Source organism: Paenibacillus sp. P4_A9 (assembly GCF_056402415.1).
The window spans coordinates 84,844-105,717 of record NZ_JBFUHL010000008.1; the positions used below are offsets into that span (position 1 = coordinate 84,844).

At 43.5% G+C, this 20,874-nt stretch carries 13 protein-coding genes; all 13 read right to left on the minus strand.

The annotated features are described in order from the left end of the window. Positions 1-346: 346 nt before the first annotated feature. The 13 genes from AC1DVJ_RS09030 to AC1DVJ_RS09090 all read right to left on the minus strand — a co-directional run bounded on the left by AC1DVJ_RS09030 (position 347) and on the right by AC1DVJ_RS09090 (position 20,554). Positions 347-1,555 (minus strand): SGNH/GDSL hydrolase family protein, encoded by a 1,209-nt coding sequence (locus AC1DVJ_RS09030; protein WP_477590042.1) that lies wholly within the window; start codon positions 1,553-1,555, stop codon positions 347-349. A 17-nt stretch (positions 1,556-1,572) separates the two neighbouring features. Next, complete coding sequence (locus tag AC1DVJ_RS09035; RefSeq protein WP_477590043.1) at positions 1,573-3,789, minus strand: FAD-dependent oxidoreductase; 2,217 nt, start codon at positions 3,787-3,789, stop codon at positions 1,573-1,575. Positions 3,790-3,889: 100 nt separating this feature from the next. Then, positions 3,890-5,512, minus strand: coding sequence for a response regulator (locus tag AC1DVJ_RS09040; RefSeq protein ID WP_477590044.1), 1,623 nt, complete (start codon positions 5,510-5,512; stop codon positions 3,890-3,892). After that, positions 5,512-7,251, minus strand: coding sequence for a sensor histidine kinase (locus AC1DVJ_RS09045; protein WP_477590046.1), 1,740 nt, complete (start codon positions 7,249-7,251; stop codon positions 5,512-5,514). Before AC1DVJ_RS09045 ends, AC1DVJ_RS09040 begins: the two co-directional genes overlap by 1 nt. 88 nt (positions 7,252-7,339) lie before the next feature. Next, positions 7,340-8,926 carry an extracellular solute-binding protein gene (locus AC1DVJ_RS09050; protein WP_477590047.1) on the minus strand — a complete coding sequence of 529 codons (1,587 nt, stop codon included), beginning with the start codon at positions 8,924-8,926 and terminating at the stop codon, positions 7,340-7,342. A 70-nt stretch (positions 8,927-8,996) separates the two neighbouring features. Then, the gene (locus AC1DVJ_RS09055) at positions 8,997-9,866 is read right to left on the minus strand and encodes a carbohydrate ABC transporter permease (protein ID WP_477590048.1); all 870 of its coding nucleotides are present in this window, start codon (positions 9,864-9,866) and stop codon (positions 8,997-8,999) included. 13 nt (positions 9,867-9,879) lie between these two features. After that, complete coding sequence (locus tag AC1DVJ_RS09060) at positions 9,880-10,827, minus strand: ABC transporter permease (RefSeq protein WP_477590050.1); 948 nt, start codon at positions 10,825-10,827, stop codon at positions 9,880-9,882. 233 nt (positions 10,828-11,060) lie between these two features. Beyond that, entirely contained in the window at positions 11,061-12,224 is a 1,164-nt protein-coding gene (locus AC1DVJ_RS09065) for a glycoside hydrolase family 88 protein (protein ID WP_477590112.1), read from the minus strand. A 15-nt stretch (positions 12,225-12,239) separates the two neighbouring features. After that, positions 12,240-14,582, minus strand: a complete 2,343-nt coding sequence (locus AC1DVJ_RS09070; protein ID WP_477590114.1) for a polysaccharide lyase 8 family protein — start codon at positions 14,580-14,582, stop codon at positions 12,240-12,242. 24 nt (positions 14,583-14,606) lie between these two features. Beyond that, on the minus strand, positions 14,607-15,470 hold the full coding sequence (locus AC1DVJ_RS09075; RefSeq protein WP_477590116.1) for a carbohydrate ABC transporter permease: 864 nt from the start codon (positions 15,468-15,470) through the stop codon (positions 14,607-14,609). Between the two features lie 31 nt (positions 15,471-15,501). Further along, on the minus strand, positions 15,502-16,422 hold the full coding sequence (locus AC1DVJ_RS09080) for an ABC transporter permease (protein ID WP_477590051.1): 921 nt from the start codon (positions 16,420-16,422) through the stop codon (positions 15,502-15,504). Between the two features lie 139 nt (positions 16,423-16,561). Continuing rightward, positions 16,562-18,205: an extracellular solute-binding protein gene (locus AC1DVJ_RS09085; RefSeq protein WP_477590052.1), complete on the minus strand. Its 1,644-nt coding sequence runs from the start codon at positions 18,203-18,205 to the stop codon at positions 16,562-16,564. A gap of 126 nt (positions 18,206-18,331) precedes the next feature. Next, positions 18,332-20,554 carry a helix-turn-helix domain-containing protein gene (locus AC1DVJ_RS09090; protein ID WP_477590053.1) on the minus strand — a complete coding sequence of 741 codons (2,223 nt, stop codon included), beginning with the start codon at positions 20,552-20,554 and terminating at the stop codon, positions 18,332-18,334. Positions 20,555-20,874: the final 320 nt, after the last annotated feature.

Below are 20,874 nucleotides of genomic sequence, written 5' to 3' on the forward strand. Positions count from 1 at the left end.
GTGCGAGTTGTCAGGTGTCATTGAATCGGACAACTAACAAGCCCTAGTCTCCGGATATTTGCGAACATGGTTCTTAAAGTCAGCGACAGGGCTACTAACAACTTTACTTTATGCAATCGATCCGCAGAAGGCTCTCGATTCTCGGACGACCGCTTGTAACAGCAAGAGGGGATGCCAGGTTGTTGTTGTTGTTGGGTGACAAATAGATTTTGAAGTGCAAAAAGCCAGCAACCATAAGGGTTTGCTGGCTTTTCTTATAAAAGTGATTTACAAATTAAGTTTTGAAGCGCCGCTTCCCAGTCAGATACGATAAGACCTTCTAAGAGGACAAAGCCGATCTTATCCATTATAATGGCGGCTGCACCAACAACAACTTCCCAAGCTGGATCACCGTTTGATCGTACCAATCCAGATGCTGCCTTACATGCTCCATACTTCGTTCATTGCCGCATGCCTTAAACACGGCCGCTTTGTCTGTCTTCTCGTTATCGACTTCGAAACGAACGGTATGGTTCCCTTTCGGAAGCTCCGGCAAGAAAACATACTGATTCCGATTATGATCGTTGTGTGGTGTGAATCGATCGACAAGGAAGGGTTCCCCGCCATCCACCGTCACCTTCAATCTTCCGGAATCCGGCCCCCCGATATCGAACAACCCGATACGGGTACCTTCGAACTGCACCGTGATAGCCTCTCCGGGATCGACTGCTCGCCATAGGCCGGGGAACAACCAATTATAATCGCGGACCAAAGCTAAATCATCGGGGGTCATATAGGACCATCCTGCTGATAAATTGGCATGGCCATCCAGCGGCAGCATAGCAGCGTACTCCCAAGGATTGTCCGGGACCAGAGGGTTCTCAGGGAGGTTATGTTCAACACTTCCCGAGCTAACTTGAAGTTCGCGAATCCGCACAAATGAACGGGTAATCGTAACCGTGTAAATCTGGTGTCCGTCGGGAATTGTAGGATGGATCGAATCATGCGTAAATATAACGGCACCGGGAATGGACTCGCCTGCCCTTGAGGTAAAAACGAGCTTTCCCTCCGACACTAAATGACTGACCGCTACACCCAGATGAATCGAAGGAATGCCATAATAGTCGGCCACATCCTCCTGCATAAGAGCTCCCTTCTGGTATTCCCCGGACTGAAATCCTACCACATCCCGCTCCTTCAGCGTATAAACGAACAGGATATCGGTAAACCGATTCCGCTTGCGGATTTGGCGGACGATCCCTTCGATCCGCGCCTTAGACTCGGGAACTCCGCCATCGTTACCGACAAACTCAACAAACACGAGATCAGGCTGATGACGAAGCACATGCGTCTCCATACGGGCGCATCCCAAATCCGATCCAGTTCCGTCAATGCCTGCATTCACACAGCGGATATCCGCCTTGGGATATTGCCCCCGAAGCCAATCCGCCGTCATAACTCTGTATCCTTCAGAGCGAGTATTACTGCCGCCAAAATAGACAATTGTCACGGTTTCCCCATTTTCCAACTTGTGAATTACATTTGGTAACCCTCTTCGAGGGAATAATTCCTGCATCGCAACTTCACCTGACCTCACTTATCGTTTTTAGGAGCAAACAATTTTACAGCAAACACTTCATGATAAGGCGAACCGTAAGTTGCGCAGCAATTAATCCGAATTCGGGTTACACATTTCGCATCCACCTTATGTTTATTCAATGTGAGATAATTTCCACGGATTTTGATTTCCCTCTCGGTTCCGTCTTCGAAGGTCAAGGTCACATCATAATCTTGGATAAGGGGCTCGATTGGATCGTCGAAATGCTCCAAATCCAGTTGCGAATTAAAAACAAGATGGATTTCGTCCAGATTTTTAGGGCTTGCAAAACAGAGTTCCAACCATTCCTGTCCTTCCGTACATTCGGAAATCCAGCCGTTCGGCAGACCATAAGGTCTGGAGTAGCCGTTAACGACATTCTCGGGATTATACATATTCTGGGAAGGGAGCAGCTCCTTAAAGCAAATGCTCTTATTGAATTTCTTCAGCCTAGACGGCTCTTCCGGCCTATAATGGAAGCTGACCGCTCCTGTTATTTTCTCATCATTACCGTATACGGCAAGCCTCGCCGTACCTTCCAGTACGATGTATATTTTGTCGTCAGCTGGCTTCGTGCAGCCCAAGTCCAGCGTAATCCAGTCGTCATGACCGGCCGCTATAGCCAAGCTATAGTCTTTCAACTGGCTGGTGGGAATGTAGTTTTCCTTCCGTTCCCCGCCAAACAGCTTCACATGCAAAGTTTCCGAATGCTTGGAACTATTTTTAATTTTGATCCGTACGCTTTCCGCCACGGATGTCTCAATCGGCAAGACCAAACATAACCCTTTCTCCAAGGGAATCGCTTCGGTTGGATGAAGATTGTCATAGCTGCGCTGAGACGAGGCACGAATATGTAATCCGTCAGCGAAGTAAGGATCCAATTCCTCTTTTAGCCCTACAATCGTTTGCCCGTCTCGAAGCAGCAGCGCCTGCAGCTCCTCCATATGAGCTTCGACTATGTCTGCGGGGTCTACCTCATATTTCAAGCATAACGAAGCGGCCGTTCCAACCGCCTGCCCCATACAACCGCAGGTAGCCATTACCCTTGTAGATCCGAAAGCAACATGGGTAGCGCTTATATTGCGACCAGCGAACATAAGGTTAGGAATATTTTGGGAAAATAAACTACGGAATGGAATATTGTATAATCCGGGCACGAAATTCCATGCAGTAGCCGGTCCCTCATCGTAGATGCCCTTAGCAGCATGTAAATCCATATACCATCCCCCGACGGATACAGCATCTTCGAAATGCGGCTTCGCGGTAAGATCATTCTGGGACAACATGTGATTCCCAATAAATCGCCTCGATTCCCGCTTTCCCGGAATTGGGCATACATAATCCAAGATGAGATTATCCACATTATCAAATTCGCCGCTATTTTTGATATAATCCCAAATCCCGTAAACCAATTTCCGCAGCTCCAATGCGATGTCTTCATTGTTTTTGATAACATCCATATGCCCGCCGTATTCCAGCCACCACAATCCGCCAAGTCCGTTGATTTTTCTAGGAAAAGCCCGATGATTCAAACCTTTTCTGATACTATCGAAAAAGGCCAACTTCGTAATATCATACGCAAAGCCAGGCCTCTTGTACGGAACGTGATACTCTACATCACGAGCTTGGAAAAGGATCGTGTCTCCCATGGTGTAATGGTCTGCCACTTCAGGAGCCAAGTCTTCCTGGTATTCATGCTTCGCTTCTCTCCCCCATCGGAAGAGAGCACCTGCCTGATATCCGACAACCCCGTCTCCGGAGCAATCGATGTAGGTTCGGCTTTCAAAACGGAATTTCCTTTCGGAAGCCAATTGAAGGCCCTCCACCCATTTGATTCTGCCGTTCTCCATTCCTGTTTCATGCACGCATGTATTCAGAAACAGAGAAATGTTAGGCTCATCATAAACCATATCCAACAAGACCGTATCCGAAAGCGAAAGCATAAGCTTTTTGTTATATAACGGATTATAGTGGAAAATCTTCAGCTTGAGTTCTTCCACCAACCCGCCCTCACGCGCATAATAGGATGGGCTTTTGCCGAGATATGCCGACCCGTTGATATGAACCCTAACCTCGCTGCTGGCATTCCCCCCAAGAACCGGTCGATCATTAATAAGTGAAACTTGCAGCCCTTGACGAGCGGCAGCAATGGCGGCGCATAGCCCAGCAATACCTCCGCCTACGACGGTTACATCCGCTTTAATAAGCTCCATTTTGATAACCTCCATGATAAGATACATCTATCATGGTAATCCTTTTGATCCCCGTTTTTTTACATGATTTCGAGAAAAAATCATACATTTTTTTGCAACCTTATTTGGATTCATACCGTGTCATTTTTATCCGATATTGCTTAGGTGTATCACCCGTATATTCTTTAAATAATTTGCAAAAATACCCCTCATTTACAATGCCTACTTCCTCGCACAATTCCAATAAAGAATAATCCTGAACATTTAACAGCTCGAGACCCAACTGGATTTTTTTACGGTTGATGTAGCTGATAACACCTTCGTTCATTGTTTTCTTAAATAGGCTGCTAAAATACGATGGCGCTAAGTTCACATCCTCAGCAATAGCCTCCAATGTTAAACGCTGTTTCAGATTTTTCTCTATAAAGCGCATGGCTCTCATGATTTCTGCCCGATGTAAAAGTTGGCCAGCGTGTACATATTCGAATGTGAAGTCGCTAATATAGGCGAGTTGGTCCCGAAATGCCATAAATTCTATGGGAAACTCTGCTATATCCGTGGTCGACGTGTTCCCCGATTTAAATTTCATAATAATGTCTCTATACAAGTCTCGAAGCATAGGTGTCATGATGGACCTATGGATTTTATGATCTGTAGCAAATTGGTTTAAATCAGCAAATTCTTTCTCCAGCTCTTCCTTGGAAACCTGTCTTTGCACCCATATAAGAAATTCAGCCAGTTTCTGCTGAAAGTCTTCTCTTCTGTCATTCCGGTAATGGAACCGATGCGCCGGCGTTTTGACTACTTTCTCTGCATGATAATAGAAATCCTCACTCACATTTTGTGCTTCCGTGTAAGCTTGTTTGATAGATTCCCAGCCTCGATGCGGACCGCCAAAAGCTACGGATACCCTTTGATTCAAATACTGCTGCAAATTGGAGACGATCTGACTTCCCAATGCCTGGCAGGCATACTCCGTATCCATATCACTGCGATTATTTTCCCAGGAAAGAAAGCCAATAAAACGATTATCGAATAGATCTGTAGCTACACCCCTGCCACAATTCATCACCGTTTCTTCGATCACATTCGTAATCGCATACTTCAAGATGTTTTGGTCAACAGCTGAATATTCATTTCGGAAACTTTCATACAGATTCATTTCAACAATAAAGCAGCAATAGTTGGCTTGAAAGAATTGGGACTCCATGAGATTGGCAAAATTCGATGCCCGATGAGTAGGTATTTCGCCTCTGATCAGCTCATTAAAAAATTGCTTGCGRACTCTATATTTATTTTCAAGAACGGATACGTTTAAAGATTGAAATTCCTCTTCTTTTTTCTTAACCTCATCCAAAATGCCAGCTGCCTTATCCAAAGCTCGATCCAAATCCGCTTCATTCAACGGAACCTTAACAATGTACTCCAATACGTTAGTCTGAATAGCTCTCTGTGCGTATTCAAAAGACGAATAGGCAGTCAAAAGAATGTATTGGGTATTAGGCAGCTCCGGCTTTAACTGCTCAATCATGGCTATCCCATCCATTCGCGGCATAACGATATCGGATATAACAATATCTGGCTTTAGCTGTAAAATCTCCTCTATCCCCTTCAGCCCATTATTCGCCTTTCCCACTAAATGAAATTTCCTTTCCTTATGGGAGAGCTCGCTAAAAAATAATTCCAATCGTTGAATAATTAGATCTTCATCGTCAACAATGAAGCAGGTGTAGTCTCTCACCATCATACATCTCCTTTAAACGAACCTACCGGGAACACGGCTCGGACACAGGTTATCTCCTGAGGTGTGCTTATGATTTGGAGCCCGAACTGCTCCCCGTAGTGAAGTCTTATTCGACCATGAATATTATTTAACCCGATTCTTTTCCTTTTTACTTCCTGATCCCTCGGGTCTGCCATTAAAATATGTTTTATTTTATCCGCTGGAATTCCTTCGCCTTGATCAATGACTTCGATCATGACGTTGCCGCCCTTCATGTACGCATGAATAGTAATCGAACCTTCGATTCCCCCTCCGTTATAGCCATGGAAGATACTATTTTCCACAATTGGCTGCAGCAGCATTCGAAAAACCGGAAAATCCATTAACTCATCTTCAATATTCTCAATCAAGTGGAAGTGCCTATTATATCGAATGTTCTGGATCGCGATATAGTCCGCTACATTTTGCAACTCCTGACGAAGTGAAACCTTCTCCGAAGCGTCGGCGATCCCATATTCCAATGATGCAATGAGAGACGTGATCACCACATCTACTTTCTCTATTTGCCCGAGGCGTATGACATTGCTGATAGATCCAAGTGTGTTATACAGAAAATGAGGATTTATTTGAGATTGCAGCACTTGGATTTCCAGCTTCCGTTCAAGTTCATTATGAAGCTCCGCTCGCCGAATCAGTTCCACAATTTGCTGCAGCATTCGGTCGAATGCTCGGGAAAGGTCGCCGAATTCATCGTTTCGCTTAATGGTAACTGTCGTTGTCAAATCGCCTTGCTCTACCCGCTTCATTTTTGTTTTGAGTGCATAGAGCGGATTCCTTATATATTTGGCAATAAAGAAGGAAATGAACAAACTTAAAAGTAGGCCTGCAAACAGAAGCCCGAGATAATAAGTTTCCAATCTGGACAACGCAGCTTCCATGCGAGATTCATCGTTCATCGAGATGAGGAACCAATTGAATTTCTCCGTCGGTTTCTTCAGAATAGAGACCGGTAAGCCATCTTTTGTATGCAGTTGAAGGCTTGTTCCCGTCGTATCAAGAATTTGTTCTGCCGACATTTCCCCAATAGAAAAAGTATGATCTTGAATACTTAGGGGGCCTCTATTTTMCGAAAATCCAGCAATGATTTTACCCGATGTGGTAATCAGAGCTAGATTCATTTGTTCTTTTTTATTAATCTTAAACAAGGTTTCTTCAATAGCGTTTAGATCCAAGTCTACTGCAATAGCCATAGGATACGGAGAGCCGTTCAGATATCTCACCATCGTAACTGTCCAGCCGGAATACTTAGATTTATAAGGATCACTAACAAATGTTGTCCGTCTGTTCTTGTCGGCCGCATCAAACAAAGGCTTTCTATCCGATAAAGGTTCATCGAAAATTCGCGTAGGCGTACTTCCGCCTAGAATGGATAAATCACTATTGATCAAGTAAATGTTACTCACGTAATTACTGTTGAGTTCATATAGCTCTCTTAATTGCTTTTTAATCACTTCCGTATTGGTAATGTTTGCTTTAACCGAAGTTTCGACCGAGAACAGGATCGTCTGGAAGGAGGAAAAATTAACAGTTAGATACTGGTCAACTTTATCCAATATTTGGTTCGTGTAATAAATGTCGTTGGTTCTTATTTCCTTTTGGACATAGCGATAGGACAATTGGCTTATCAAGATGATGCAGCTTAATACAAACGCGAACACAATCAAAAATAATTTTATAGGCAAGCTGATTCTTCTTCGCATCGGTCATCTTCCTTTTAAATCTGTATTAAACTAAGCATAGCATAGGACAACAAAGAGAGGGGCTATTTATCGCCACTCTCTTCGTCTATTACTTGATCAAGCCTGCTTCTTTAAATTGTTTAACGGCTGTATCCTTATATTTCTGCATGTCGAACTTCGTATCCAATGTTTTGAGGAAATTGTCCCAGTTGGTAAGAGGGTCTTTGCCCGACATAAATTTGACTAAGCTTTCATTAATAAAACGTGTGCGGTCAGCTGCCAAGGTATCGCTCGGGTCTGCAGTCAACAAATTTCCGGGCAAAGTAGGACCCACATATTGTTGATTATTCGTGAAAGCTTCTGCCGTCTTCGGATTCTGGAAGCTGAAGTACTCGGCATCATCGCCACGACGCGGCATTCTATAATGATCAACCCATAAGTACTTTTCTTTCATTTCCTTGGATAATTCAGAGGTTTTATTTTTGATCTTGCCGTCTACGACATCCCAATGAATCCCTTTAATTCCGTATGCGAAATTCGGATAGGCTTCTTTGTCCGTAAAGAGATATTCCAGCATAGACAAGATCCGAATGATTTTGTCCTTATCCGCTTTCTTGGAAATGGCCCATGAATTGCCTTGGAACGATTTTCTCTCCACGATTTGATCACCGTAAGGTCCTTTCATTGGAGGAATAACGATCCATTCCGGTACCTCACCGCTGATTTCTTTCATTTTCTGCTGATAATCCGGTTCCAGTCTGCGGGCATCTCTGATCATAAAGCCAACTTTACCTTTAAATAACTTTTGGTCCAACAAATCAGGTGTATTCATCGTCACCCAGTCTGGGTCCACAACTTTCGCTGTCATCATATTATTGATGTAAGCGAGCGCTTCCTTCATTTTAGGATCAATAAAAAGGAATACCGGTTTATTGTCTTTCACTTCAATGGCTGAAGGAGGATTGACGCCAAACATCCACATCAAGCTATCGAAACCGTAGGTTTGCAGATTGCCCTCTTTATTCATACCGCCTATGAATCCGTACGTATCGTTTTTGCCATTTCCGTCTGGGTCTTTCTCCGTAAAGGCTTTCATCACTTCGAACAGCTCGTCAGGAGTTGTCGGCACTTTCATATTCAGCTTTTTTAACCAATCGTTGCGGATGAAGAAGCTTCGACTGATACCGTTTACATTATCATAACCTGGAACTCCAATCGTTTTTCCCAGATATGATGTAGCCTCCCAGGAGTCTTTACCAAAACGCTTCTTCAATTCAGGAAATTGATCCAAGTACGGGGTCAAATCTGCAAGAACGCCTTGGTCATAATATTGCGCAAGATCGGATCGACTCTTCAAGAAGAGCAAATCTGGAATATCCCCGCCTGCAATGAGGGTATTCAGTTTGGTTGTGGCTTGACCAGCTTGTGGAATCGTCATATCCAAGTCGATGTTCATCGCCTTTTCCAACATTTGGCGTTGAATATCTTCCTCACGTGGAGGTATCGGAGCGGCAGCATTGAAAGTACCTTGGTTAAACATCGAGATCTTCATTTTGTTCGCAAACTTGTTAGCCTCGGACTGAGGGCTGCTCGAAGCTGTCTGCTTAACTTCTTCTTGGTTCCCACATGCTGACAATAGCGTTCCCAGCCCTACGATAGCAGCCAGAACAGTAATTGAAATCTTTTTACGCTCCATATTGACCTCTCCTTTTGCTTGTATATATATTATCACGGTGTCCCCGTAACAACCTAGGTAGGAATTGCTTTTAACCTTTAATCGATCCCATGAGCACACCTTTGGTAAAATGCTTTTGCATAAATGGATAAACGATCAAGATCGGAACCGTAGTCACAACAATAGCAGCCATTTGCACAGCGAACTTGCTAACCGTTCCGGAATTAGCAATCGAATCAGCGCTTTGTGTTGCGACATTAAGCAGAATGTTGCGCAAGACAACTTGCAGCGGCATTAAGTTCGAATCATTCAAGTAAACAATGGCATCGAAATAACTGTTCCAATGCCCCACAGCGTAAAATAAGGAAATCGTGGCAAGGACGGGCAATGACAGGGGTAAAATGATCCGCCATAGCGACTGAAGTTCACTTGCGCCGTCGACCCTCGCCGATTCCTCAATTTCAGCAGGCAATTGCTCGAAAAAGCCTTTAATAATGACCAGATTAAATGCACTAATGAGATGCGGAATAATCAATACCCACGGACTGTCTAGCAATCCCAGTGAGCGGATTAACAAATACGTCGGAATTAACCCTCCACTAAACATCATGGTAAACACAATGAATATTAAAAATGTGCTGCGACCTGGCAAATATTTTTTGGATAACGGATAAGCAGCTAGGACCGTAAAAAGCACATTAAGTGCAGTACCTACGATCGTGCGAAACAACGTAATTTTATACGCCTGCCCTATACCGTGAGAAATGAATACTTCTTTGTAAGCTATAAAGGTAAAGGATTCAGGTATAATCACAATTCCTCTTCTTAACACTTCCGATTCTGGCGTCACTGAAACAGCAACCACATACAAAAAGGGAAGTAAGCAAAGTAGGGCTAGTATAATAAGAATAAAATATACGACTGTTTGCCATATTTTTTCCCCGACTGTCAAATTGATCATTTATAAAACCACCTCACCAAATTTGCCCATCGAATTTTTTGGCAAGCTTGTTCGCAGCCAAAACTAAAGCAAATCCGATGATAGCTTTAAACAAACCCACAGCCGTTGCCAAGCCAATCTTAAGACGCTCCAACCCTTCACGGTATACCCATGTGTCGATAATATCGATCTTCTCCTGGTTAAAGCTGTTGGCAAACATGAATATTTGGTCAAAGCCCGCATCCAGAATATGGCTTAATTTAAGGATCAGCATGAGAATAATGACTCCTCGAATGCCTGGCAATGTGACATGCCATAGCTGTCTCCACTTGGAAGCGCCATCAATCCGAGCCGCTTCATATAAGCTAGGATCAATTCCCGCTAATGCTGCAAGGTACAATATCGCTCCCCAGCCAATATCCTTCCATATTTCTGATAAGATGATCAGCAGTCTGCCCCAGGCAGGTTCCGTTAGAAAGGAGATGGGCTCAACACCATTTTGCTTTAAAATCATGTTGAAAAGACCATCACCTGGGGCTAATAGCGCCACCATCAGTCCATAAACAATGACCCATGATAGAAAATGGGGCAAATACGTGATCGTTTGTACGATTTTCTTAAACCATTGGGTATAAACTTCATTGAGAAGCAAAGCAAGTACGATGGGAGCGGAGAAACCAAACAATAGCTTATACAGCGATATGATAATCGTATTTCTCATAATGTCCCAGAAATAAACGCCGTTAATAAAATCTTTAAAATTTTTTAATCCCACCCATGGGCTATCCCATAGTCCCAAGGCTAGGTTATAGTTTTTAAAAGCAATAATGATTCCCGCCATAGGAATATATTTGAATACGGCAAAGTACACTAATGCCGGAAATAAGAGAGCATACATCACTTTATATCTTTGTATCGTTCTTATCCATGAATCCCGTTTTTTGGGGGTGGGAATGGCGTCCGTTGCTAATTTTGCTTGCATATCATCACCTCGTCTTTATTTATATTTGTATAATAGCATCCTCCTATCTGATAAATTTCTGTGATTTCTAGAATTTCTTACAAGATATTAAGTAAGTGGGCATTGATAATTCCACCTTGTTCGTAGCATATACTTTGTACACGGAATTGATTGTGATACCTGTTGGGTGACAAATAAGTTTTGAAGTGCAAGAAGCCAGCAAACACAAGGGTTTGCTGGCTTCTTATAAAAAATTAATTTACAATTTCCGGCTTTGCAAGTACTACGCTCTTACGCTCATACCAGTAGCCCTTCAGCCCTTTTTCCATACGTAGAAGTGCTTCTAAGTAATAATAATCGCCCCAGATCATGTAATCATCCGGTGAAGAATTCCCTCTTACATGGTAGGAACCATGCTTCAACAACCCTTGTGCTTCCGGCTCGCCCATCGTCGAGTAATTTAATACGAGCGACTCCATAGAACGAGTGACCGCTTCATTGAAAAATTCAGCCTCAACATCTGAAGGATCTAAATGCTCCAACAATTCCAGCATTCCGCACGCAGCAATAGCCGAGGCAGAGCTGTCCCTGTAAGTGCTGTCCGTAACCTCCGCGTTAAAATCCCAATAAGCTACGCTGTCGGCCGGCAAGTGCTTAATGAAATACTTCGCCAACCGTTTGGAAGTTTCCAAAAACAATGGATTTTTCGTATATCGGTAAGAAAGCGCAAATCCATAAATCCCCCAAGCCTGTCCACGGGTCCAGGTTGATCCATTCGTATAGCCTTGATGCGTGGATCCGCCTATCGGCTCGCCTGTTTCTTGATTAAAATGGAAGGTATGATAAGAGGAATCATCCCCTCGCACCAGATAGCGTCTGCTTTTTTCGGCATGAAGGATAGCTGTTTCTCTGAACTTTGGATCTCCGGTTTGCTCGGAAGCCCAGTAAAGCAACGGCAAATTCATCAAACAGTCAATGATGATACGGCCACCTTGTTCGGAATCGCCGATCGGCCCCCAGGCTTGAATATAACTGCCTTGCTCGCGCCAACGTTCCATCAGCTTCTCAGCTGCATGAATCGTTAAAATCATCGCGCTCCCGTTCTCCTCGACCATCCATTGGGCCTTAGAGGATAAAGAATAAAGAAACCCAATATCATGATGTTCCAATGCGATATTCTTCTTCAAACGGTCTCGAAAGCTCTCGACTGTTCTTCGCGCAGCCAAACGAAATTCAGAATCATTCGTAACCTCATAGCACAACCAAAGCAGCCCCGACCAGAATCCATCCGTCCATTCGTCGTTTGCGTTTAGCATATAATCTTTTCCTTCTGTGCTAACGTGAGGGAACAATTCTCCAAAACGAGTAATATTAAACCGTGTTTTTTGTACAGCATCTTCAATTGCTTGATTCCACATCATAGTATTCACTCCCTAGTAAATGTCTGGTATTTCGACCGAAACGATAGGCGTACCCAAGTTAAATTTGGCATTGAATGATTTTCCTGCAGCACCTTTTACATGAACGGTCATCTTGATTGTTGGACTGAACTGTGTCACCGTAATGCCCGGGTCAAGACTATTCACACCCGCTGCGCTTCGGTTGATCTCGATATGGATCGTACCCGTGTTGGACTGTGTCGGGTCGGAAACTCCAACATCGAGCTGATTCGATGTTTCCAGTGTCGTAACGGACGCCTTTTTATCGCTCGTCATAAATCCTTTTCCGTCTACTGAAATAGTTTTCACGGCATCATACCAGAAGTTTGCGCCCACTATGTTCAGTGAACTGTCCTTTACGGCCTGAGCATCCACCGAATTCTCTAGGATGATAATATCCGAATTCTTCGCATAGTTGGCCATCTCCGCTGCGCTTTTATTTGGTAGCACCACATACGCATAAGAAGCATCTATTGGATTCGCACCGTGATCAAAAGCAAGGCTCAAGTAGTTATTCGTATAAGACGTCGTGCTGCCGTATTGATTAATATCACGCCAAGCTCCCTTTCTGGACTCCAGGAGTCCATTTATGTCAGCAGGAACAGGGAAATAATAGCCGATGTCGGAACCGCTCACACTGCTTGCTAAATGCGCCCATTGCACCTTAGTCATGGTCTCTGACCATTCGAACATATCCGGTTTCGCGAGCCCATTCACGGTCAACGTGTTGTCACCATCGGTGTTCAGCTTACGATTCTCGATGATGGTTTCCACGTTAGCGTTGTTGGCATTGGTAATGCCAGCCCCTAAGGCAATCATTTTATCACCAAATAAAAACCAAGATTTCTTGCCTTGGAGTGGACTTCCCGTGTTCTCTGAGAGAGCAAACTGCATGCCTGCGGTACTGTAAAGTCCACCAACAGACGATCCTCCTACCCAAACATTAGGGTTTGGGTATTTCGTCCACGCGATAGGCGTGCCGCTGCCTGTTCCGTCCGTCGTCGTTCCAGGTAAACGATACCTATCAACAGTGGCCCAATAATGATCGCTGTATTGATTCAAATCGTTATTGTACAATTGCGTCATGCCTGCGCCCGTCCACCAAGCTTGCGAATTCTCCCCGTTTCCATATGAGAATGCCGAGATGCGATCGGAAAACATGCTTAGACCGATGCCGAAGCCGGGACGTAGATGTACAACACGATCCATACCCGCGAAAACATGAGACTTCACTAATTCTTCGCTTGGAAGAACGGAAGGATCCCTCATCGTCGCCTTAAGCAATGCAATATGGAATATGGACAAAGAATCATAATAGTTGGTAAACGTGGAATCCGTCTGAACCCACGCCTTCACCATGCTTTTGAACAGAGCTGCGTGTTGAACTGGCGCTGATTCAACCAGGAGCAGGATCGATGTGATCACATTTCTCCCTGTTAGATGGTCCTGCTCTCCCTGTCTCGATAGTTTCCGCCCGCTTACCATATCCATCATAGCGCCTTTATAAATGAGCGGTTGATACGCATGTATCACCCATTCGTACACATGATTGGCATTCGGATCGGTCAAGGACCAAGTGGATCCGTTTAGGATGTAGAACAGCTTGGCCATATCATTCAGAAGCACATATCCGTAACTGCCGGTATACGGCACACAACCATGCTGGATGAAAGAACCGTCAACATAATAGCCATCTCCATTCGTTACATACGGGAAAATCTGACTTAGCGCATCTCTACCTTGGATGATTTTCGAGCTCGATTGGTCAATAATACCGCGAATAATGAGAGCCAGCGCTTTATCCGCACAATTAGCCCCCGTTTCTGCAGCACCATTAAGAACTCTTTTCTCCGCATCGGGACACCACTGGTCAATGGCGCTGATATAATTGCTGATTTGAGCAGGGGACAATTGGTCATACATCAAGACCATGATGTCATTCAGCTTTAGCGGCGAACCGATTTCCCAATCCCACCAGTTGTCGATTTCAGTCTTATAAGGGTGATATAGATTCGTAAACATCCAATCGAGCCCGCCGATGATAACACCCGCAAGCTCAAGGTTGCCTTGAAGATAAGAACCGCTTGTAGAAAAAGCAAGCGCCATGGACAACAAGCGTCTATAGTTACTAGTTATGGTAGAGGAAAGCGTCCAGTCCGACAAGTCGCTCCATAGGTGCGTTCGGTTAGCATCCTTATTGAGTGATGTCCAATGCTGTAAAGCTGTAGAACTAATGCTCTCTAATCTCGTTGTAATATCTGACAGGTCAGCGAGGCTACATACACCTCCTGTAAGAAAGCTTTTCCACTTTCCTCTTAGTTCGTCATATTCATTCATAACCAAAGTTATCAACTCCCAATATCACCCTTTGACTGCTCCAATCATGACACCTTTAACAAAATATTTTTGCAGGAATGGATAGAGCAGAAGAATAGGTCCTGTAGCTACGATGATCGTGGCGTACTTGATGGTCTCTCCGACCGGCATTTTATCTGCTCCGCCAACACCAGTCATCATGCTGTCCGTGCTGTTGGAGATCAAGATTTCTCTCAGAATAAGCTGCAGCGGGAATAACTCCCGAGTCCGCAAGTAAATCAAAGCATTAAACCAAGCATTCCAGTGTCCCACGCCGTAGAAAAGAATCATAACAGCTACGGTAGGCATAGACAGAGGCAGGATGATACGGAACAAAATCGTGAAATCGTTCGCCCCTTCCAGTTTTGCCGATTCTTCCAAACTCACCGGGACGCCTTGAAAGGATGTCCGCATGATAATCAGATTCCAAGCGCTCATGGCCGCAGGGAAAATTAACGCCCATCGGCTGTCTAGCAAGCCAAGGTTTTTGATAAGCAAGAAACTCGGGATTAAGCCTCCGCTGAAAAACATCGTGAATACAATCATCATCATGATCGGATTCTTCCATAGCACATTTTCCCTGGATAGGCCGTAGGCTCCGAGAGAAGTCATTAGGATATTGATTGTAGTTCCAATGGCAACATAGAATAAAGTATTTAAATACCCCGTTAAAATCATGGGGTTATCAAAAACTGCCTTGAAGGCATCCAATGAAAATCCAAGCGGTTTAATCAATATGCCCGTATGCTTCACAATAGCAGTGGGGTCACTGATGGAAGCGAACAAAACATATAACAAAGGATATATAGTGGCGAGCGACAATGCCGCCAAGAAAATGATGTTGGAGGTTTCGAATGCAATTTCTCCCATTGAGCGTTTTATTTGCACGGTGCTTCACTCCTTACCAAAGTTTTGTTTCGCTGTATTTTTTGCTGATTGTGTTTGCGAGCAATAAGAAGCCGAAATTAATTACGGAATTGAACAAGCCCACCGCTGCAGTATAGCTATAATTAGCTTCCATAATCCCTTTGCGGTAAACAAAGGTACCAATGACATCAGCCGTTTCATAAGTCATCGGATTATACATCAGCAAAATCTTCTCATCACCAACCGTCATGACATGGCCAATCCGTAAAATAAACAGGATGATAATTGTAGAAGTAATGCCTGGCAGGGTTACGTTCAGCAGCTGTCTAAATCGTCCGGCACCATCCACCTTAGCTGCCTCATATAAGGAAGGGTCAATGGCGGTAATGGCCGCAAGATAGATGATAGTGCCCCAACCTACTTCTTTCCAAATGCCTGAAACAATGTATGTGAAACGGAACCACTCCGGTTTTTGCATAAATGGAATCGGTTGACTGCCAAACATCTCAACCAATTGGTTAATCATTCCCCGCGTTGATAAAAAGTCAACCATCATACCGACGATAACGACGACAGATACAAAGTGAGGAAGGTAAGTAATCGTCTGTACACTTTGCTTAAACCAGCGCAAACGGACCTCGTTAAGCAATAGCGCTAAGATAATCGGTGCAGGAAACCCAAAAATAATATCATAGAAGCTGAGTAATAACGTGTTTTTGACGATCGGTAAGAAATACTGACTATTGAAAAATTGTTTGAAATAGGTAAGTCCAGCCCAGTCGCTGCCCATAATACCGAGTCTCGGAGAGAATTCCTTAAAAGCGATTTGTACCCCATACATCGGACCATAATGAAACACTGCATAGTAGAGTACGACCGGCAACAGCATCAAATATATGATTTTGTTCCGTCGGAAGTCTTTTGCCACGATTGTGCCGAATCGTTCTTTCTTCATCTTTTTCTTCCACTCCTATCCCATAAAATTCGCATGCCAAATAGTCCATTGAAGAGATTCATCCTGGGAAAGAATGAACAAGTAATTTCTTTCCCAGAACGAAACAAATGGAAATCGTTTAGAATCTATGCATGATGTATTATTTTCTGCTATTGAAACGGTCAAGCTGATCTTGTTTCAATTTAATGGCATCCTCGATGCCCATGCTCTTCAGCTTCGCAGTGAACTTATCGTAATTTTCGATAGGCTCTGCACCCATAATGAATTTCGTGATCATTTGATCCAAATAAGTGTTCGCATCGTTCATGATGGTAGCGTATTTGCTGCTTTCTTCAGAAGTTGGTGAAAGCGGCGGCAATTGTTTCTTGTTATCCGCGTTCATCCAGTTTTTGATAGCTTCCTGTTGCTCAGGCTTGGCTGCAAATTGCTCAATGTAACGCTTATCTTGAATAAACGGACCGTTAAAGCTGGATCTTGCGAATTTCGCAATGGCCTGGGCCATTGGCAGCTTGTCTGGGTTTTTAGCTACAATGTCCGTATATTTCGGATATCCGTTGTCCAGCTTGTAGCTTTCGCCATCAATTCCGAAGTTAAACAGCATGGTGCCTTCTGGGCTATATGCATAGTCTAGCCATTTGACGATCTCAGCCGGATTTTTGGCAGTAGCGGAGATGGCTGCTCCGATTCCCGTAAACGCAGCATCCTTTTGTCCAAGGATTGGCTTGTCGCCTTTTTTCAATACCGGAGACAGCGTGCCAATTAGCTTGAAATTGGGGTTAGTCGGTGTAACTAAATCCATATAACGACCAATTCCACTTCCAACATAGGTGAAAACTCCGCCGAGAACATTACTTGTAACCTTAGCATCCTGCAATTTACCGTCCGTTGCTGCGAAGTCTCTATCAATTAAGCCTTCTTTATACCACTTTGTTAATGTGCTCATTAAATCCTTAAATTCTGGCTGGATTGGCCCATACTTGACCTTTCCGCCTTCCTGATAAAATTCGGATGAAATGCCCCATGCTTCACCAAATGCGGTGAGCGCATTCATGGATGTTCCACGGTCTTTCGGATCACTCTTCAGTAGGAACGGAATTTCATCTGCTTTACCGTTACCGTTTGGATCTTTCTCCTTAATTGCTTTCAACGTCGTGTACCATTCATCGATTGTTGTTGGAGCCTGCAAGTTCAGTTTATCGAGCCAGTCTTTGCGAAGCGCATTACCGTTAAATGTTAACAAGGCATCGTCGCCGCGGATGAACGGCATTACATACATGTTTCCTTCATCCGTCGTAATCAGTTTCTTCACATCCGGATGATCCTTCAGATACTTGCTCAGGTTTGGAGCATTTTGTTCGATAAGTTCGTTCAAGCGAATAATTGTCTTTTCTTTGATTGCGTTATCCGGACCTTTCGCTACGTCTGTGCCCCAGTTGTATTCAATTACATCAGGCAGCGATCCCGATGCGATCATCAAGTTGAAGCCTTCCTTCTCTTGACCTATAGGCGGATGCTGGAATTCAACCTTTGTGTTGGTTAATTTCTCCAGTTGTTTGTATACGCCCATCTCATTAAAGTTTTTCATGGTTGCGGATACGTTTCCGTTCAAGCTTGCCCAATACGTAAATTTATCCGGGTACTTCGCAGTCGTGGAACCTTCCGTAGTGACGCTCTTGTCACCTGCAGGTTTGGTATCATTGTTGTTTCCGCATGCCGTTACCATACTGGTCGCCATCGTAAGCGTTATAACTGATAAAGCTGCCTTTTTCAAATTCTTAGTCATCTGAGAAATCTTCCTCCCTTTTTGCTATCTTGGTTTGCTGTCTTGCATAACTCAAAGTTACATGATCAGCTTGCAGGAAGGAACAGCGAGAATTACGTAAAGGCTATCCACACTTTAGATCAGCACCTATCCGTTCTTTGGATTGACTGATTTATTTATAGATTCACGGTATTTCCCTGGTGTAATGCCTTCGATTTTCTTAAAGACCCGTATAAAACCAACGTCGTTGGCATAGCCAACAAGCAGTGCAATTTGTAAAATCGTATGCGAACTGGACGCCAAAAGCTGTTTCGCTTTCTCCATCCTTGAAGAAGCAATATAGTCTGATAAGTTTAGACCGCTGTAACGCTTGAAAAAAGCAGAGAGATAAGAGGCATTTAAATCCAACGAATCTGCGATGGCCGTCAAACTTAAACCGCCTTCATGCAAATGCTCGTCAATATACGATAAAATTTGATTATACAGCCGCTCATTATGATCGGTCTTTTCCTCTTTCATCCGCTTGCAGATTTGCTGGAACAACTCCTTGGTTCCTGTTAACATTTGCTCAGCAGTTGAACATGATTCGATAAATTTAACGGGGTCGAATCTCTGGTCTAGTAAGGAATCGTCACGATATCGAAGCGCATGGAGCAGCTTCATAGCGGTGCTGAGCAGGTCAATAAACAAACATTTGCCCATATCCAGCGTGATACCTCGATCACGGAAATTCAGCTCATAAAGATGATCTAGAAGCTTGATCACGTTTGCTTCGTCACCGCTTTTGGCGAAATTAATCAACTGTCCTTCCATTTCAAGCGGATAATAGTGATAATGAAGCTTCGTATCTTTAATGTCTTCATAAAAAATGACAGGCCTCTGCCCCTTGGTCATTCGGTAATCAAGCGCCATTTCGGCTTCCTCGTAAGCCCGGCCAATTTCTTTCAACCCTGGATGAACATTACTCACAGTAAAGGTTACATTCATTTTGAATCGTTCTAGAAGGATTTCTGCCAATTGCAGCGCATTCAACGAAATATGCGATACAAATTCTGCTGAGTCATCTCGGGTATTAACTAGAATAGCCAGTCTGTCTTTTTCCAAATCTACGGCATACCCTTGACAGTGAAGCACTTCCAAACTGACGTTGGATACAATAGAGCGAACAAGCGCCCATTCATGTTCGGTATCCGATTTCCTAAATCCGCTGCAGTCATCGATTTGAGCAATAATAACGCTAAACCGCTCTAAAGGAAAATACAGGTTCATGAATTGCAGGGAGTCGTCAGTCGAAGCAGATTCTCCGATTCTCCCTTTAACTAAGCGATTCAAAAAGTTAGCGCGAATAACGGGAAGCTGCTGATCCAGCAGGCTGCGCAGCTGATTCTCTTCTTCAATTGATGCGTGTATGGATCGTTTAATGAACTCTATTTCATTGTAGATCGGTGTGTCCCTATTTTTTTTCTGATTAAGTAAGACAGTAACGACTTCTTTAATTGGATTATAATTCCGGCTCGCCAAATAATAAGACACCACTACACCTGCGAGAATTGACAGCAATAGAATGAAGAGGGCCCATTGTTTAACTGTATTTACATTACTTAGCACAACGTTAGTCGGCGCTGCAGTTATAAACTTCCAACCGTTTAAGCTTGAGGTCGTATAGGATACAATCATATTTTGATTGTTATTTTCAAAGGTAAATGAACCTTTGTTTTGATCAAATTTATCTTTAATTTGCTTGAGTTCCCCACGATCTTCCCCAGTGCTCATCATTAGATCCAGCTTCTCATTAAGGATGTAAACCGTTCCTTGATTGGCCGTATAAATCTCGTTCAGCAAGTTTCGGATTTGCTGCTCGTCGATTAAAATAACTAGCGTAGCTTTCATATTGGCACGTTCACCAATCGGCAATGACTGTACGAAGGTAAGCAGGTTTTTCGTGCCTGATTGGGTCTGAACCGGTAGTGATGGCAGAAAGGTTCGATAATGGTACCCATTAATAACGGTGCTCTTGAACTGTTCGAAGCTAAAGTCCTTATAATGGTATATGGAATCGAAAAGCGTATGGAGATCGGTTTTCATTCGAGGTGAAACTAGTATTTGGGAATCATTAAAATAAACATAAAAATCTTCTATAAAACTGTTAGAACTCTTGTAGCCCGGGAAAGAGGATATAAGTTCAATGTATCGGTAGGCTTGAGTTACTTCATCGCTGCCCGCATTTAATTCATTAATTAGCTTAGGATTAAAAGCGACTTGAGAAGTCATTTGGTTCAGTTCCGTCATCTGATGATCAACAGACTCCCGAACTTGCTCCAACAAGGCCAAATTAAATCGTTTGGCGTTCTCTACCATTCCTTTTTCCATCCCAATATAAATAACTGTTCCGACAACAATGGGAAGTAAAAGAACGACAAAAAACGACAAAAGAAGTTTTAAAAAAACGCTTTCACGTTGGGTTCTCCCTTTTCGTCTTAGCTTAGAAAGCGTCATGAATCTTCCTCCTCATGGTGAGATCTCATATTGATAAATGATAATTTATACTAATGTATCTTTTCGACTTCTATGAGTCAAGGAAATAAGCATGCCTAAATTTTATATCACCTTTCCAGTTTTACATACTTATAAATTTTACCATATACTATTTTCGGAAGTGAAAGAGGTCCATGCTAAGCAGCATGGACCTG

Excerpts from the sequence above, each read along its gene's own strand:
- AC1DVJ_RS09060 (WP_477590050.1), bottom strand. The coding sequence starts at position 10,827 with ATGCAAGCAAAATTAGCAACGGACGCCATTCCCACCCCCAAAAAACGG.
- AC1DVJ_RS09055 (WP_477590048.1), bottom strand. The coding sequence starts at position 9,866 with ATGATCAATTTGACAGTCGGGGAAAAAATATGGCAAACAGTCGTATAT.
- AC1DVJ_RS09080 (WP_477590051.1), bottom strand. The coding sequence starts at position 16,422 with ATGAAGAAAGAACGATTCGGCACAATCGTGGCAAAAGACTTCCGACGG.
- AC1DVJ_RS09090 (WP_477590053.1), bottom strand. The coding sequence starts at position 20,554 with ATGGAAAAAGGAATGGTAGAGAACGCCAAACGATTTAATTTGGCCTTG.
- AC1DVJ_RS09070 (WP_477590114.1), bottom strand. The coding sequence starts at position 14,582 with ATGAATGAATATGACGAACTAAGAGGAAAGTGGAAAAGCTTTCTTACA.
- AC1DVJ_RS09065 (WP_477590112.1), bottom strand. The coding sequence starts at position 12,224 with ATGTGGAATCAAGCAATTGAAGATGCTGTACAAAAAACACGGTTTAAT.
- AC1DVJ_RS09050 (WP_477590047.1), bottom strand. The coding sequence starts at position 8,926 with ATGGAGCGTAAAAAGATTTCAATTACTGTTCTGGCTGCTATCGTAGGG.
- AC1DVJ_RS09085 (WP_477590052.1), bottom strand. The coding sequence starts at position 18,205 with ATGACTAAGAATTTGAAAAAGGCAGCTTTATCAGTTATAACGCTTACG.
- AC1DVJ_RS09075 (WP_477590116.1), bottom strand. The coding sequence starts at position 15,470 with ATGGGAGAAATTGCATTCGAAACCTCCAACATCATTTTCTTGGCGGCA.
- AC1DVJ_RS09035 (WP_477590043.1), bottom strand. The coding sequence starts at position 3,789 with ATGGAGCTTATTAAAGCGGATGTAACCGTCGTAGGCGGAGGTATTGCT.
- AC1DVJ_RS09030 (WP_477590042.1), bottom strand. The coding sequence starts at position 1,555 with ATGCAGGAATTATTCCCTCGAAGAGGGTTACCAAATGTAATTCACAAG.